Genomic DNA, 13,548 nt, shown 5'->3' with positions numbered 1-13,548 from the left:
GACCGCGCGGAGGCGGCTTCACCGCGCCTCAATAGAAGAGGGTTTCGCTTTCCGGCTTGACCGATTCTTCCGACGTCCGCTTCTCGGGCGGGATGGCGTTGGTGTCCGTGGGCGGCGGAGCAGTCGGGGCGACAGCCTCGGCCGGGACGCCCACGTCCTCGGCGGCCGGAGCCAGCGGCTGTTCAGCGGCCTTGTCGGCCAGGCTATCCTCCTCGGACGAGCGCGGATCGTCGCACGCGGCGACGGCGAAGGCGCCGGTCAGGGCCAGAAGGGCGGCAAGGCGTTTCATGGTCGAAGTCTCCCCCGGGATTCGGCCTTCCAACGCGCGGGCCGTATCGCCTGTTCCATAAAGTGTTTCGGGCCAAAGCACACCTTTGGGCGTCTCCAGCCACGCTTGAGCCGTGTAGCCGCCTTGCGAGCGCCGGTCATCATGTCCGGCAACCAATAATTTCACATTTCGGTGCAACCTGAAGGTTGGGGAGACCGGCCAATGCAAGCCACCGCCTACGCCCTCGTGTCGCAAGTGCGGTACAGGGAGCTCACCACCCGTATCGCCCTGGCCGCCGTGATCGGAACCACGGCCTGGTTCGTCGCGCCGGGGATATGGCCGATCGTGTGGTTCGCCGCCGTCCTGGTCAGCCAGGGCGTCGATTGGCTCACCTTCAGCCGCTACCGCCGTCATCCGGAGTGGGAGCCCGACCGGGCCTACCTGATCCTGTCGTGCGCGGTCACCGCGTTCGGCGTGGCCGTCTATTCGTCCATCGCCGCCTATCTGTGGTTCGCGGGCGGCGAGATCGGGCGGATCTTCGCCATGGTGCAGGTGGCCGGCGGCCTGCTGCACGTCAGCCTGCACATGCACCACGCCCGCGCCATCCTGGTGTCCGCCGTCGCTCCGCACGGCGTCTACTTCATGGGCCTGCCGGTGGTGACCGCCATCCTGACCGGCAGCTGGCAGCCCCTGCTGATCGCCTTCGGCTGTGTCCTGTACATGAGCCATCTGGTCGTGGCGGTCCGCCAGAGCTCGACCACCACCGGCCTGCTGCAGGCGGCCCGCGATCAGGCGCAGGAGGCGCGTCACCGGGCCGAGGAGGCCAGCGCGGCCAAGTCCGACTTCCTCGCGGTCATCAGTCACGAGATCCGCACGCCCATGAACGCGGTGATCTCTGCCGCCAACCTGCTGCGCCGGACCGATCTGGACGCGCGGCAGGCCGAGCATGTGTCAATGTTGACAGACGCCGGCGACGTGCTGATGGGCCTGCTGAACGACGTGCTCGACGTGTCCAAGATCGAGGCCGGCAAGATGGTGCTGGAGGTCGACGACATGGAGGTCCATGCGCGTCTGGCCTCGCTGACCCGGCTGTGGGAGCCCCGCGCCGCCGCGGCGGGCGTCGCCCTGATCGTCCGGATCGCCGACACGGTGCCGGACTGCGTGCGCACCGATCCGCTGCGCTTCCAGCAGATCCTGTTCAACCTGATCTCGAACGCGGTGAAGTTCACCGATCAGGGCCAGATCACCGTCACCGCCGAATGGATGAACGGCCGACTGATCGTGTCGGTGGCCGACAGCGGTTGCGGCATTCCCTCGGACCGGCTGGCGCATGTGTTCAACAGTTTCGAACAGGCCGACGCCGGCACCACCCGCCGCTACGGCGGCACCGGCCTGGGCCTGTCGATCAGCCGCCGGCTGGCCGAGATCATGGGCGGCGAACTGACGGTGCAGAGCACGGTGGGGCAGGGCTCGACCTTCACCCTGCATCTGCCGGTCGAGGTCTCCGCGTCGCGGCCGGCGGCGGCGCTCATCGAGACCGAGGAGACGGGCTCGCTGGAGGGACGTTCGATCCTGGCCGCCGACGACCACGAGGTGAACCGTCGCATCCTCAAGCTGTTGCTGGAGCCGCACGGCTGTCGCCTGACGCTGGTCGAGAACGGCGCCGAGGCGCTGGAGACCGCGTCCGTGGAACGGTTTGACGCCATCCTGATGGACATGCAGATGCCGGTGATGGACGGGCTGGAGGCCACGCGGCGCATCCGCCTGACCAGCGCCGCCAACGCCGGGACCCCGATCATCGCCCTGACCGCCAATGCGCTGGATGTGCACCGCCAGGCGTGGGAAGCGGCGGGCGTCCACGCCTTCCTGACCAAGCCGATCGACCCCGTCGTCCTGGCCCGGACCCTTGCGGCGGCCTGCATCGTCTCGGCCGAGGCCCGGGCCGAGGTCGCCTGAGCCTTAGGCCCAGCGCGACAGGGCCTCGTCCAGCGACAGGGCCGGGGGCTGGGCTTCCGGCGTCGCCTGACCGTCGAACCGGGGCGCGGGCGCGGGCTGGATGACGCCCTGATCGATGAAGGTCCCGCGCGCGGCGTTGTGCGGATGGGCGGGCGCCTCGCCCAGGGTCAGCACCGGGGTGACGCAGGCGTCCGTACCCTCGAAATGGGCGGCCCAGTCGTCGCGGTCGCGCGCGGCGAACAGGGCCTCGAACCGGGCGTGCAGGGCGGGCCAGTTCGCCATGTCGAATTGCGGCGCCTCGTCCGCCGTCAGGCCCAGGCCGGCGATCAGGGCGGCGTAGAACTGCGGCTCCAGCGCGCCGACGGCGACGAACTTCCCGTCCCTGCAGGTGAAGCAGCGATAGAAGGGCGCGCCGCCGTCCAGCAGGTTGGCCCCGCGCGCGTCGCTCCACAGGCCGCGCGGGCGGAAGGCGTGGAACAGGCCGGTCAGCAGCGCCGAGCCGTCGGTCATGGCGGCGTCGACCACCCGGCCCCTGCCGGTCGTCTTCGCCTCCAGCAGGGCCGCCAGCACCCCGGCGACGAGGAACATGGCCCCGCCGCCGTAGTCGCCGACCAGGTTCAGCGGCGCGCGGGGCGGGCGATCCGGCTCGCCCATCGGGTGCAGGGCGCCCGACAGCGCGATGTAGTTGATGTCGTGGCCGACCCTGTCCGCCATCGGTCCGCTCTGGCCCCAGCCGGTCACCCGTCCGAACACCAGCCGGGGATTGCGCGCCGCCACCGCGTCGGGTCCGAAGCCCAGCCGCTCCATCACCCCGGGGCGGAACCCCTCAATCAGGGCGTCGGCGCCGTCGATCAGGTCGAGGACGCGGGCGTGGTCCGCCGGGTCCTTGAGATTGACGCCCACCGCCGCCCGGCCCCGGTGCAGCACCTCGCCGCCGACGTCGCTGAACACGGCGGCGCCCGCCGAGGCGCTGCGGGTCAGGCGCAGCACTTCCGCCCCCATGTCGGCCAGGACCATGCCCGCGAAGGTCACGGGTCCGAGGCCGTCGAATTCGAGGATGCGCACGCCGGCGAGCGGTTTTGCAGGGGTTGTCATGGCCCTTGCCTAGCCGGTCCGCGACGAACCTGTCGAGGCACGCTTGACCCGGAGGCCGCTATGTTGGAAAAGCCGCGCCTCCGGATTCGCAGACGCGGCCGGAGACGATGTGCGTCCTTAGCTCAGTTGGTTAGAGCATCTGACTTTTAATCAGAGGGTCCTCGGTTCGAGCCCGAGAGGACGTACCATCATCTTTTCCCGACATCGCGGTGCTTTCGTCAGGTCTCCGGGCGTGATTGAAGGACGCATGCGCCGTCTCGTCCTGCTTCTCCCCGTCCTCGCTCTCTTCCCAGCTTTGGCCGCCTGCGGAGGCGGGCAGGCCATGCGCGATTTCGGCTCCGGGCTGGGGGCGGCGGCGACCGCGCCGCTGGACGATTTCAACCTGCGCCGGGAGTATATCCCGACCGTCCTGCTACAGGCCGAGGCCAATCCCTATGACCTGCGCAATCTCAATCAGTGCAGCACCATCGGGGCCGAGATCGCGCGGCTGAACGAGGCGCTGGGGGCGGACACGGACGAGCCGCCGGCGCCGGACAATCCCTATCTCAGCGAGCGGGCGGCGGATGCGGCGTCCAAGGGCGCGCTGGATGCGATCCGCGACGCGACGACCGACTTCATTCCCGGGCGGGCGTGGATCCGCCGCCTCAGCGGGGCCGAGCGGCATCGGCTGCACGTCCAGTCGGCGGTGCAGGCCGGGCGGATGCGCCGGGCCTTCCTGAAGGGGATCGGCATGCAGCGGAACTGCGCCCCGCCCGCGGCGCCCAGCTGGTTCCGGCCGCGGGGCGGCAGCCGGCGGTAGGCGTCAGCGTCGGGGCTTGTCGCTGCGGTCCCCCCGGATTTCGACCCGACCGTCCTTGGTGAAGGCCTCGAAGGACGGCTTGTCGATGTTCCGGAATTCGCCGGTCCGGTCCCAGTCCCAGTCGAAGGAGATGAGTTCGCCCTTGTGCGCGAACTTGCCGGACCAGTGGGCGAAGAACGAATATTTGTCGCCGCCGATGATGATCACGTGCCGGTGCAGCGCGCGCTCGTTGCCCTCTGGGCGGGGCGGCTCTTCCAGATAGGTGTTGTAGGCGTGGAAGCCGGACTTCTCGATCCTCATGTCGGGCGCTCCGCTAGTTCGACGTGTGCCGGGCGTGGAAGTCCTTGCGGAACTGGTCGAAGCGGCCCTCGGCGATGGCGGCGCGCATGGCGGCGGTCAGCGCCTGGAAGAAGGCGATGTTGTGCCAGCTGAGCAGGATCTTGCCGAGGATCTCGTCGGCCCGGATCAGGTGGTGCAGATAGGCTTTTGAATAGTCCTGCGAGGCCGGGCAGGGGACCTCGGGGTCCAGCGGGGCCTGGTCCTCGGCGAAGCGGGCGTTCTTCAGGTTGATCGGGCCGTTCCAGGTCCAGGCCTGGCCGTGGCGGCCCGCGCGGGTGGGCAGGACGCAGTCGAACATGTCGACGCCGCGCCACACCGCCTCGACCAGGTCGACCGGCTTGCCGACGCCCATCAGATAGCGGGGGCTGTCGGCGGGCAGCATCTCGGGCGCATAGTCCAGCACCTCGCACATGGCCTCATGGCCCTCGCCGACGGCCAGGCCGCCGATGGCGTAGCCGTCGAAGCCGATCTCGCGCAGCCGTTCGGACGACTCCTTGCGCAGGTTCTGGAAGGTCGAGCCCTGCTGGATGCCGAACAGGGCCTGCGTGTCGCGCGTCCCGAAGGCGGTCTTGGAGCGCTGGGCCCAGCGCGCGGACAGCTCCATGCCCTCGCGGGCGCGCTTCTCCTCGGCGGGCCAGGCGACACACTCGTCCAGCTGCATGACGATATCCGAGCCGATGCGGTCGGCCTGGATCTCGATGGACCGCTCGGGCGTCAGGACGTGCTTGGAGCCGTCGATATGGCTGGAGAAGGTCACGGCCTCCTCGGTCAGCTTGGAGATGCCCGACAGGGACATGACCTGGAAACCGCCGCTGTCGGTCAGGATCGGCTTGTCCCAGCCCATGAATTTGTGAAGTCCGCCGAGGCGCTCCATCCGCTCCGGGCCGGGGCGCAGCATCAGGTGATAGGTGTTGCCCAGCAGGATGTCCGCGCCTGTTTGCTTCACCTGGTCGACGGTCAGCGCCTTGACCGTGGCGGCGGTGCCGACGGGCATGAAGGCGGGGGTGCGGATGTCGCCGCGCGGGGTCTTCAGCACGCCGGTGCGGGCGCGGCCGTCGGTCTTCGAAATCTCAAACGGGAAGGTCATCAGTCAGTCAGCTTGTCCAGCGCCTCGGCGCGCTGCAGGTCCTTGGGGCGGCCGAAGCGGCGCGCCATCTGAGCCTGCTCGGAAGTTCGGGCGGTGGGGATGTGGCGATCCAGCACCGGGCGGTCAACGCGGGTCCGGAAGGCGACGGGGGTCCAGCCGTCGTCGGTCCTGACCTCCAGCCCGACCATGATCTCGATCGGTACGGGCGTGCCGTCGATCCGGGCCAGCAGGCGGGAGCGGAAACGGTCCTGGCCCGCCGGGGTGATGATCCGGCCGCCGAAGGCGTCGATCAGGTCGTTGGCGGTCTCTTCGGAGGCCAGCACGTCGATGTCGGGGACGGGCCAGTCGGGCAGGCCGGACAGGGCCATGGCCGCGCCGCCGAAGACGATCCAGTCGTTGCGGAGCTCCAGCGCCTCGGCCGTGGCGGCCAGCATTTCGAGACTCTGGATCAGGGGACGGGGGAGGGCGGTCATGAGGCGGTCTCGCGGATCAGCAGACTGCCGTCGCCGTAGGAATAGAAGCGGTAGCCGGTGTTGATGGCGTGGGCGTAGGCGGCCTTCATGGTGTCCAACCCGGCGAAGGCGCTGACCAGCATGAACAGGGTCGACTTCGGCAGGTGGAAATTGGTCATCAGCACGTCCACCGCGCGGAAGCGGTAGCCGGGGGTGATGAAGATGGCGGTGTCGCCGTGGAACGGCTTCACGACGCCGTCCTGATCCGTCGCGCTTTCCAGCAGGCGCAGGGAGGTGGTGCCGATGCAGACGATGCGCCCGCCGGAGGCATGTACGGCGTTCAGGGCCTCGGCGGTCCCGGCCGAGACCTCTCCCCACTCCGAGTGCATCTTGTGGTCGGCGGTGTCGTCGGCCTTGACCGGCAGGAAGGTGCCGGCGCCGACGTGCAGGGTCACGGCATGGGTCGAGACGCCCTTCGCCCGGATCGCGTCGAGCAGGGCGGGGGTGAAGTGCAGGCCCGCCGTCGGCGCGGCGACCGAGCCGTCATGCTCGGCGAAGACGGTCTGATAGTCCGAACGGTCGCGGTCGTCCTCCGCCCGCTTGGCGGCGATATAGGGCGGCAGGGGCATGACCCCGACATCGCGGATGGCGTCGTCCAGCGCCGGGCCGGACAGGTCGAACTTCAGCACCACCAGCCCGTCCTCGCCCTTGTCGGCGACGGTGGCGTCGAGGCGGCCCAGTTCGCAGGCGCCGTCGTGGACCTGGCCGAAGCGGATGCGGTCGCCCGCCTTGATCCGCTTGCCCGGCTTCATGAAGGCGGACCAGACATCCGGCGCGTCGCGATGGTGCAGCGTGGCCTCGACCTCGACGGTCAGGGTCTCGCCGTCCGGTCCCCCTATCACGGGGTTTGGACGCTGGCGCACGCCCGACAGCCGCGCCGGGATCACCCGGGTGTCGTTGAACACCAGGGCGTCGCCGGGGCGCAGGAATTCCGGCAGGTCACGGATGATCCGGTCCTCCAGCCCGCCGCCGCGCACCACCAGCAGGCGCGCGGAATCGCGCGGCTCCGCGGGGCGAAGCGCGATGTGGTCGTCGGGCAGGTCGAAGTCGAAATCAGCGGTCTTCATCAGGCGGCGCAAAGGCCACGCGTCTGCGGCGGGGTCAAGGCGGTGGTCCCCGCCTGCGGGCGGCGTCTGGCTGAGACCATCTGTCCGGCAGACCCGGCGCGGGCGGTCGGGCATGATCGGGGCATGAAAATCCTGACCAGCCTCGCCGTCACCGCCCTCGGCTTCGCCGTCGCCGCCTGTGACATCGACACCTCCGCCCTGCAGGAGGTCCAGGACCGGGCCGCCCAGGCCCAGGCGACGGCGGAAGAGATCAACACCCGCTCGGCCCAGGCGCAGCAGATCCTTGACGATCCGGCGGCGGCGCTGCGGGCCACCATCGGCGCGACCCTGTCGAAGACCGCGACGGACCAGCCGGGGATCTATGTGCTAACCGACCTGCAGACGGGCTGCCAGTTCCTGGGCACCTATGCGGCGGACGGGACCACGGTCAGCTCCATCGCCCCGCGCGTCGAGGCCGCGCCCGGCGGCGGAACGCGCCAGCGCTGCATCGCCATTCCCGGCGCCGGCCGCTCCGGCGAGGGAGAAGCCGGCGCCGAGGGCTGAAGCTCCCTAGCCGTCCATCAAGGCGTCGGCGATCGCCTGGCCGACCGGCGCGTGAGGATCGACGCCTCCGTCGGGCCAGTCTGACGGCGGCAGCGGCGGCTGGGCCATGAAGCGGGGCGCCGTCCCGCGGTGCGGTTGGGCCGAGTGCGCCAGAAACGGGTGGCACAGGTAAACCGTACCGGCGGGGCCGGCGGCCGACATCTCCGATCCGTCGCCCGGGCCGCCGAAGTCCCGGGCCGCCAGTTCGCCCAGCGTCAGTCCCGCTTCCCCGGCAGGAGCGAGCAGTCTGGCGACCCGGCGGTGCGAGCCGGGGCGGATGCGGGTCGGGGCGTCGGCTTCGCCGACATCGGAGAACAGGAATAGCATCAGCAGCGCCCGGCCCCTGGACCGGATGTTCGCCCGCCAGTTCAGGAAGTTCGGGTCATCGGTCCCGAAGCTGACGTCGATGTGCCAGCCCGCGTCGCCAGGGTCTTTCGGCGACGGGAAACGGACCGGGAAGGTCCCCATGGCCCGGCAGGGGCGCCAGCGGCCCGGTCCGACCAATTGATCGAAGGCGGCGTGGAGCACCGGCGTATTGGCGGCCTCGATGAAGGGCGGCTGGCTGTACATGCCCAGGCGCATGACCGGATGCGTCCAGGTGTCGGGTCTGTCGGGCTCAAGGCCGAGGTCGCGCCACAGGACGGCGCGCGCCTGTTCGGCGACATCGGTGGGGAAGGCGTCATCGATACGGACGACGCCGTCGGTGATGAATTGATCGATCTGAGCACGCGTCAGGGCGCGCGGGGAGGCGGGAGGAGTCATGATCATCTTTCGCAACAGACATCGCCCCGGCGTGGCCAGGGGCGAAACAGAGGTTCGGCGGCGGCCCTCAGGCCAGCGGGAAGCCGAACGCGGTCGCGTGAATGAACATCGTCATGGCCGGAAAACTGAGGCGCCCGGCGCGATGGCGCAAGCGCGACCGTGAACCGTAGGCGTCCGGACGGTGTTGGGGCGGGATGAAAACCACCGAACTCCTGCCTTCCGCCCTGATCGGCGCCGTCGCCAGCGCCCGGTCGATGACGCCCATGGCCGCCCTCGCCGGGGCCCATCTGGCGCACCGCAGGACGCCAGGCAGGCTGCGGCTGTTGACCCATCCGCTCTTCACGGCGGGCGCCTTGGCCATGGGCGTGGGCGAGCTGTTCGGGGACAAGATGAAGTCGGCGCCGGACCGCACCGTCTTCCTGGGCCTGTTGGCCCGGGTGATGAGCGCCGGCATCGCGGGCTCAGCCCTGGCGCCGAGGGGACGGGAGCGGGCGGGGGCGATTGTCGCCGTGCTGACGGCCGTGCCTTTGGCCTATCTGACTCTGGCGGGCCGCAAGACGGCGATGCGTCGGATCGGCCAGACGAGGAGCGGGTTGATCGAGGATGCGCTGGTCGTGGCTTCGGGGCTGGCGGTGGTGGCCGGGACGGTGCGGCGACGGCGCTGAAGGGCCCCGCATTCAAAGATTGCGGCGGCGCCGCGCCGACTGAAGATCGTCTTTACCCATAGCCTCTAGGGTCGGTGAGGCGACGGGGAGGCGAGCATGAGTTTCGGCAGGCGGACCACGGCGCCGGCAGGTGTCGTCGCATCAAGGCCGGTGGCGGAGGCGCCCAGAACGCGGCGCGGCGGATACTGGCTCGGCCTGCTGGCGAATGCGGCGGTGGCGATCCTGACGATGGCCGTCATGCCGTTCATCTCGCAGTTCAAGCTGAACGGCGCCCGGATCGAGACGCTGATCGTGGTGGGCGGGATCGCGATCCTGAACGTGGTCGCCGTCGCCGCCGTGATCACCCTGCTGGTCGATTTCGCCCTGCGCGGGCTGGGCTGGCGCACGCCGTGGGTCTACGCGCTCGTCTGCGCAGCGGTGGTGTTCGCCTTCTACCTGGCGATGACCCTCGCCGGCGGATCGATCAATCCGATCTTCGCCCTGTATGTCGCCGTCTGGCCGGCGGCGGTCGGCGGATGGGTCATGGGCCTGTATCGGCGCTGAGATCGGGTCTGTCGTTGACCGCACGCCCGTGAGGCGGCAAAGCCCGTACCATGCTGCAGAACATCGAACTCCTCGCGCGCGACGCCAAGTCGTGGCCGTTTGAACAGGCCCGCAATCTTCTGAACCATGTTCTGAAGAAGCGGCTGTCCGACGCCGAGCGCGACGCGGCCAAGCTGCTGATCGACGCCGGCAAGGCGGACGAGGCGCTGGCGACGTTTGAGGCGCTGCAGCGGCCAGTGATCCTGGAGACCGGCTACGGCCCGTCGGGCCTGCCGCACATGGGCACCTTCGGCGAGGTGGCGCGCACGACCATGGTGCGCAACGCCTTCCGCGCCCTGACCGGCGACCACTGGCAAACGCGGCTGATAGCCTTCAGCGACGACATGGACGGCCTGCGCAAGGTGCCCGAGGGCATCCCGAACCCCGAGATGCTGGCCGAGGACCTGCACAAGCCGCTGACGGTGGTGCGCGACCCGTTCGGCACGCACGACAGCTTCGGCGCGCACAACAACGCCCGCCTGCGCGCCTTCCTGGACAGCTTCGGCTTCGAGTACGAGTTCCTGTCCTCGACCGAGCAGTACCGTTCGGGCCGGTTCGACGAGGTGCTGCTGCGCCTGCTGGAGCGGTTCGACGCCGTGCAGGCCATCATGCTGCCGACCCTGGGCGAGGAACGCCGCGCCACCTATTCGCCCTTCCTGCCGATCAGCCCGATCACCGGCCATGTGCTGCAGGTCCCGACGCTGGAGCGGAACGTCGAGAAGGGGACCATCGTCTTCGACGACCCCGCCGGCGGGCGCACCGAGGTCCCGGTCACCGGCGGCCATGTGAAGCTGCAGTGGAAGCCCGACTGGGCCATGCGCTGGACCGCGCTGGACGTCGATTACGAGATGTCGGGCAAGGACCTGATCGAGAGCGTGCGCGAGAGCTCCAAGGTCTGCCGCGCCCTGGGCGGCGTGCCGCCCGAGGGCTTCAACTACGAGCTCTTCCTCGACATCGAGGGCAAGAAGATCTCCAAGTCAAAGGGCAACGGCCTGACCATGGACGAGTGGCTGCGTTACGGCACGCCCGAGAGCCTGAGCTGGTACATGTTCCAGTCGCCGAAGTCGGCCAAGTCGCTGCACTTCAACGTCATTCCGCGCGCTATCGACGACTATCTGAGCTTCATCGACCAGTTCCAGGCGCAGGAGCCGGCCAAGCGGATCGACAACGCCGTCTGGTCGATCCACGCTGGGAACCCGCCCAAGGTCGCCAGCCCGGTTTCGTTCAGCCTGCTGCTGAACCTGGTCGGCGTGGCCAACGCCTCGTCGAAGGACCAGCTCTGGGCCTATTTCGCCAAGTATCTGCCGGAGGCGACGCCCTCGAGCGAGCCCACGCTCGACCGGCTGATGGGCCATGCGCTGAACTACTACGAAGACTTCGTGAAGCCGACGAAGTCCTATCGCCTGCCGACCGAGCAGGAGAAGACGGCGCTGCTGGACCTGGCGGAACGGCTGAAGGCCCTGCCGGCCGACACGACCGACGGCGAGACGATCCAGAACGAGGTCTATGCGGTGGGCAAGGCGCACGCCTTCGAGCCGCTGCGCGCCTGGTTCGGGGCGCTGTACGAAGTCCTGCTCGGCGCCTCGCAGGGCCCGCGCTTCGGCTCGTTCGCCGCCATCTACGGCCTGCCGCAGACCATTTCGCTGATCGAGGCGGGCGCGAACGGGGCCCTGACCAAGGAATAGTCCCTATCGCGCCATCCGGGAGTCTTTAAGGGGGCGGCCCGTAACGGTGGTCGGGTCACGGGAGCCCGACCTTGCGCCACCGGTTCTACGCCGCCGAGCGAATACTGCATCTGGACCTGAACAGCGGCGTCACCGCCGCGCGGGCGCTGGAGCAGGTGATTCCGGTGCTCGAGGCCCATCCGGAACTGTGGAGCTGGGACTGGATCGTCGATACCCGGGTGGTGCCGACGGACGCCTCCGTCGACCAGATCGCCCGGCTGGCGGAGATGTTCCAGAGACCCGCGCGGTCGGCCATTACGGCCTTCGCCACCGACGATCGCTTCCTGCACCTGTGGGCGCGGGTCATGGATTTCCAGTTCCCCGGCCGCCAGCATCTGGTCGTGTCCAGCGCCGGCGCCGCCGTGCAGCTGATCGGCCGTCGCCGCGCAACGAAGATGAACCGAATATAACGGCAACGCTGTGGGAGCCTTCAGGTTGGTTGGGGCATTCTAGCCTTCATCGACCAACTCGATGACAGGAGCAGAGCCATGTCGAACAAGACCTTCACCGCCGCTATCGCCGCCGCCGCCATGCTGGGCGGTCTGGGCCCGATGGCCCTCCCCACCGTCGCCGTCGCCCAGCAGGCGAACGGCGTCACCAACTGCGACGCCCCGGGCGGCCGCCAGCGCGCCGGCGCCCTGATCGGCGCCGTGGTCGGCGGTCTGGCCGGCAGCCAGATCTCCAGCAATGAACGCGCCCTGGGCGCCGTGGGCGGCGCCGCCGCCGGTGCGGCGGCCGGCTCGTACATCGGCTGCAACCAGCAGCGCGCCCGCGCTGACGCCAACGCCAGCAGCGGCGCCCAGTACCGCGCCTCGTCCAACCTGCGCATCCGCTCGGGTCCGGGCACCGGCTACCGTCAGGTCGGCACCCTGTCGGCCGGCCAGCCCTTCACGGCGACCGGCTCGGAAGGCGAATGGGTTCAGATCGCCGGCGGCGGCTGGGTGAACGCCCGCTACGTCACCGCCTACTAAAAGCGTCACCTTCCCTGATGACGATGAGGGCCGCTCCGAAAGGGGCGGCTCTTTTCGTTTGCGCGCTATCGCTCGCCGCGCGGCGGCTCACGGCTTGAGCGCGTTATTGGCTGACCCAGAGGATGCGGCCCATCCACACGATGTCGGCGCGGGGAACGGCGCGCGGCGGATAGGCCGGATTGACCGAGGACAGGGTCACCGCCTTGGCGGTCAGGGAGGACACCTCCTTGGCCAGGGTCTCGCCGCCGACGGTGCGGACCACGACACGGTCGCCGCGGCGGACGTCGGACGCCTCGCGGTCCACGATCACCCGATCACCCTCGCGATACAGCGGAGCCATGGAATCGCCGTTGATGCGCAGGCTCAGCAGGCTGTCGGACGGGCGCGGCAGCTCGGTCTGCTCCCAGCCTTCGCCAATGGGCAGGCCCGCATCGTCGAAGAAGCCGTCCTGACCCGCCTGGGCCATGCCCAGCAGGGGGATGGTGGCCAGGCGCTCCGGCGCGTCATGGGCCAGGGTCGCGAAGTCGCCGAGCGACACGCCTGTGACCTCCAGGATGCGGGTCAGGCTTTCGGTCGAGGGCCAGCGCGGGCGGGGCGGCTCGCCCGGGCCGAAGCGCTTGGACGGGTTGAAGCTGGTGGCGTCCAGGCCCGCGCGCCGCGCCAGCGCGGACGCGCTCAACCCCTCGCGCCGGGCGAGGCGGTCGATGGCGGTCCATATCTGGTTGTGAGAGAGGGGCAGGGCGGACCTCGGTGATTCGAGGTTAGGAATATCCGCCTATGCGACGCCGAGGTCAACGCCGGTCGGCGATGATCACCGGTCCGGCCCGGGAGTTTCCGGGCAGGGCGCCGAGAGCCGCCGCTTCAGCCGTTCACGCCCAGTTCGGGCAGCAGGCCCAGCACGATGTGGCGCATGTTGGTGCTCGCAGGGGCCATGGCCTTGAGGAAGGCCATGGTCCGGCCCGCCGCGCCGTCGAAGACGAACTCGGTGTCCTCGAACGTGCAGTTGACGAACCCGGGCGGTTGGCCGCCCTGGAAGGTCAGGCGCGCGTTGCTGAACTGGCAGTTGATGTAGGTGTTGCCGTCGAGCGTCTGCGCGCCGGTCAGGGTCTGATCACGGATTTCGGCCATGGGGAGGGGTT

The 13,548-nt window shown here is 69.5% G+C and carries 18 protein-coding genes and 1 tRNA gene; 9 read left to right on the top strand and 10 right to left on the bottom strand.

What is annotated here, in order from left to right; genetic code table 11:
• Positions 1-28: 28 nt before the first annotated feature.
• Positions 29-289 carry a hypothetical protein gene (locus AC3WRV_RS12590; protein WP_291832286.1) on the bottom strand — a complete coding sequence of 87 codons (261 nt, stop codon included), beginning with the start codon at positions 287-289 and terminating at the stop codon, positions 29-31.
• 201 nt (positions 290-490) lie between these two features.
• On the opposite strand from AC3WRV_RS12590, the gene AC3WRV_RS12585 reads away from it, so the two are divergent.
• On the top strand, positions 491-2,224 hold the full coding sequence (locus AC3WRV_RS12585) for an ATP-binding protein (RefSeq protein WP_492313509.1): 1,734 nt from the start codon (positions 491-493) through the stop codon (positions 2,222-2,224).
• Between the two features lie 3 nt (positions 2,225-2,227).
• Here the strand turns inward: AC3WRV_RS12585 and AC3WRV_RS12580 are convergent, their stop codons facing one another.
• Positions 2,228-3,319 carry a CaiB/BaiF CoA transferase family protein gene (locus AC3WRV_RS12580; RefSeq protein WP_492313508.1) on the bottom strand — a complete coding sequence of 364 codons (1,092 nt, stop codon included), beginning with the start codon at positions 3,317-3,319 and terminating at the stop codon, positions 2,228-2,230.
• 111 nt (positions 3,320-3,430) lie between these two features.
• Between AC3WRV_RS12580 and AC3WRV_RS12575 the strand changes: the two genes are divergently transcribed.
• Positions 3,431-3,507 (top strand) — tRNA-Lys (locus AC3WRV_RS12575).
• A gap of 59 nt (positions 3,508-3,566) precedes the next feature.
• Positions 3,567-4,118, top strand: a complete 552-nt coding sequence (locus tag AC3WRV_RS12570) for a hypothetical protein (protein ID WP_492313507.1) — start codon at positions 3,567-3,569, stop codon at positions 4,116-4,118.
• A gap of 3 nt (positions 4,119-4,121) precedes the next feature.
• On the opposite strand, the gene AC3WRV_RS12565 is transcribed toward AC3WRV_RS12570, so the two are convergent.
• Genes AC3WRV_RS12565 through queA form a run of 4 tightly spaced genes read right to left on the bottom strand, consistent with a single transcriptional unit; the run spans position 4,122 to position 7,123 of the window.
• A complete protein-coding gene (locus tag AC3WRV_RS12565) occupies positions 4,122-4,418 on the bottom strand; it encodes a hypothetical protein (protein WP_291832290.1) in 297 nt (98 codons plus the stop codon).
• A 13-nt stretch (positions 4,419-4,431) separates the two neighbouring features.
• Positions 4,432-5,547 (bottom strand): tRNA guanosine(34) transglycosylase Tgt, encoded by a 1,116-nt coding sequence (gene tgt, locus AC3WRV_RS12560; RefSeq protein ID WP_492313612.1) that lies wholly within the window; start codon positions 5,545-5,547, stop codon positions 4,432-4,434.
• A complete protein-coding gene (locus AC3WRV_RS12555) occupies positions 5,544-6,017 on the bottom strand; it encodes a nucleotidyltransferase family protein (RefSeq protein ID WP_492313506.1) in 474 nt (157 codons plus the stop codon). Before AC3WRV_RS12555 ends, tgt begins: the two co-directional genes overlap by 4 nt.
• Entirely contained in the window at positions 6,014-7,123 is a 1,110-nt protein-coding gene (gene queA / locus AC3WRV_RS12550; RefSeq protein WP_492313505.1) for a tRNA preQ1(34) S-adenosylmethionine ribosyltransferase-isomerase QueA, read from the bottom strand. Before queA ends, AC3WRV_RS12555 begins: the two co-directional genes overlap by 4 nt.
• Before the next feature lie 123 nt (positions 7,124-7,246).
• On the opposite strand from queA, the gene AC3WRV_RS12545 reads away from it, so the two are divergent.
• Positions 7,247-7,666: a hypothetical protein gene (locus AC3WRV_RS12545; RefSeq protein ID WP_492313504.1), complete on the top strand. Its 420-nt coding sequence runs from the start codon at positions 7,247-7,249 to the stop codon at positions 7,664-7,666.
• A 6-nt stretch (positions 7,667-7,672) separates the two neighbouring features.
• Here the strand turns inward: AC3WRV_RS12545 and AC3WRV_RS12540 are convergent, their stop codons facing one another.
• A complete protein-coding gene (locus AC3WRV_RS12540) occupies positions 7,673-8,467 on the bottom strand; it encodes a phytanoyl-CoA dioxygenase family protein (protein ID WP_492313503.1) in 795 nt (264 codons plus the stop codon).
• A gap of 67 nt (positions 8,468-8,534) precedes the next feature.
• Positions 8,535-8,732, bottom strand: coding sequence for a hypothetical protein (locus AC3WRV_RS12535; protein WP_492313502.1), 198 nt, complete (start codon positions 8,730-8,732; stop codon positions 8,535-8,537).
• Between AC3WRV_RS12535 and AC3WRV_RS12530 the strand changes: the two genes are divergently transcribed.
• The 5 genes from AC3WRV_RS12530 (at position 8,731) to AC3WRV_RS12510 (ending at position 12,409) form a co-directional block, all read left to right on the top strand.
• Entirely contained in the window at positions 8,731-9,132 is a 402-nt protein-coding gene (locus AC3WRV_RS12530) for a hypothetical protein (protein WP_291832297.1), read from the top strand. The genes AC3WRV_RS12535 and AC3WRV_RS12530 overlap by 2 nt on opposite strands.
• A 96-nt stretch (positions 9,133-9,228) precedes the next feature.
• A complete protein-coding gene (locus tag AC3WRV_RS12525) occupies positions 9,229-9,675 on the top strand; it encodes a hypothetical protein (protein ID WP_492313501.1) in 447 nt (148 codons plus the stop codon).
• Between the two features lie 50 nt (positions 9,676-9,725).
• Positions 9,726-11,399, top strand: coding sequence for a lysine--tRNA ligase (locus AC3WRV_RS12520; RefSeq protein ID WP_492313500.1), 1,674 nt, complete (start codon positions 9,726-9,728; stop codon positions 11,397-11,399).
• Between the two features lie 71 nt (positions 11,400-11,470).
• Positions 11,471-11,848 carry a hypothetical protein gene (locus AC3WRV_RS12515; RefSeq protein ID WP_492313499.1) on the top strand — a complete coding sequence of 126 codons (378 nt, stop codon included), beginning with the start codon at positions 11,471-11,473 and terminating at the stop codon, positions 11,846-11,848.
• 78 nt (positions 11,849-11,926) lie between these two features.
• Entirely contained in the window at positions 11,927-12,409 is a 483-nt protein-coding gene (locus tag AC3WRV_RS12510; RefSeq protein ID WP_291832301.1) for an SH3 domain-containing protein, read from the top strand.
• Between the two features lie 103 nt (positions 12,410-12,512).
• Here the strand turns inward: AC3WRV_RS12510 and AC3WRV_RS12505 are convergent, their stop codons facing one another.
• A complete protein-coding gene (locus AC3WRV_RS12505; RefSeq protein WP_291832314.1) occupies positions 12,513-13,148 on the bottom strand; it encodes a S24 family peptidase in 636 nt (211 codons plus the stop codon).
• A 122-nt stretch (positions 13,149-13,270) separates the two neighbouring features.
• The gene (locus AC3WRV_RS12500) at positions 13,271-13,537 is read right to left on the bottom strand and encodes a hypothetical protein (RefSeq protein ID WP_291832302.1); all 267 of its coding nucleotides are present in this window, start codon (positions 13,535-13,537) and stop codon (positions 13,271-13,273) included.
• Positions 13,538-13,548: the final 11 nt, after the last annotated feature.

It is taken from the genome of Brevundimonas sp. EU05-FHT14B11, from assembly GCF_058790835.1.
The sequence above is the reverse complement of the archived record's forward strand: the minus strand, read 5'-3'. Positions and strand labels throughout refer to the sequence as shown.